This window comes from Arthrobacter sp. 05L417 (assembly GCF_056397865.1).
The window spans coordinates 1-1,564 of record NZ_JBFTOG010000082.1; the positions used below are offsets into that span (position 1 = coordinate 1).

Annotated in this window: 1 protein-coding gene; it reads right to left on the reverse strand. The window is 67.7% G+C overall.

Features of this window, described 5'->3' with window-relative positions; all coding sequences use genetic code 11:
* The coding region (gcvPB, locus tag AC1DJW_RS26355) for an aminomethyl-transferring glycine dehydrogenase subunit GcvPB (protein ID WP_476902934.1) at positions 1 to 1,564 on the reverse strand (1,564 nt) is incomplete at both ends.

A 1,564-nucleotide genomic window follows, 5' to 3' on the forward strand; every position in this document is an offset into this window, starting at 1 on the left:
GGGCAGGAGCAGACCAGGTTGCGGTCGCCCGCGGCGCCGTCGATGCGGCCGACGGGCGGGAAGTACTTGTCCTGCTTGAGGTGGTGGACCGGGAAGACGGCCTGCTCGCGGGAGTACTCACGGTCCCAATCGGAGCTCACGACGGCGGCAGCGGTGTGCGGCGCGTGGCGCAGCGGGCTGTTCTCCACCGTGAAGTCGCCGTGCGCGACCTGGTCGATTTCCTTGCGGATGGTGATCATGGCTTCGATGAAGCGGTCGATCTCCCCGAGGTCCTCGGATTCGGTGGGCTCCACCATGAGGGTGCCCGCTACCGGGAACGCCAGGGTGGGTGCGTGGAAGCCGTAGTCGATGAGGCGCTTGGCCACATCCTCGGCGGTGACGCCGGTCCGGGCGGTCAGTTCGCGCAGGTCCAGGATGCACTCGTGGGCCACGAGTCCGCCCTCGCCCGTGTAAAGGACCGGGAAGTACTCGTTGAGGCGGGAGGCGATGTAGTTCGCGGCAAGCAGCGCGGACTTGGTGGCCTCGGTGAGGCCTTCGCCGCCCATGAGCTTCACATAGGCCCAGGAAATCGGCAACACACCGGCCGAACCGTACCGCGAGGCGGAGATCGCGACGCCAGTCCCTGGCAAAGAAGCGCCGTCTTCATGGGCCGCCTTGTTGGCGTCGCCCGGCATGAAGGGTGCCAGGTGTGCCTTGGCCGCGACCGGGCCGACACCGGGTCCGCCGCCGCCGTGCGGGATGCAGAAGGTCTTGTGCAGGTTCAGGTGCGACACGTCGCCGCCGAACTTGCCCGGCTGGGCCAGGCCCACGAGCGCGTTGAGGTTCGCGCCGTCAACGTACACCTGGCCGCCGGCCGCGTGCACCGAGTCGCAGATCTCGCGCACGTCGGCGTCGTACACGCCGTGCGTGGAGGGGTAGGTGATCATGATGGCCGAGAGGACGTCCTTGTTGGCGTCGATCTTGGCCTGCAGGTCGGCGTGGTCGATGGTGCCGTCGGCGGCGGTGGCCACCACGACCACCTTCATGCCGGCCAGCACCGCCGAGGCCGCGTTGGTGCCGTGGGCGGACGCCGGTATGAGGCAGACGTTGCGCTGGGCCTCGCCGCGGGAGTGGTGGTAGCCGCGGATGGCCAGCAGGCCCGCGAGTTCGCCCTGGGAACCGGCGTTGGGCTGGATGGAGACCTGGTCGTAACCGGTGATCTCGGTCAGGTCGGCTTCCAGATCTTCGATCAGTTCGCGCCAGCCCTCGGTCTGGGAATCCGGGGCGAAGGGGTGGATCGAGGCGAACTCCGGCCAGGAGATGGCTTCCATTTCGGCGGTCGCGTTCAGCTTCATGGTGCACGAACCCAGCGGGATCATGGTGCGGTCCAGCGCCAGGTCGCGGTCCGAAAGCCTGCGGATATAGCGCAGCAGCTGGGTTTCGGAACGGTGGGTGTTGAACACCGGGTGCTGCAGGTAGTCCGAAGAACGCCCGACGGCGGCGTCCAGCGCGAAGCCCTCACCGGACTCAAGTACCTCAGCGCCAAACACCGCGGCGACGTCGCCGACAATTTCCTTCGTAGTGG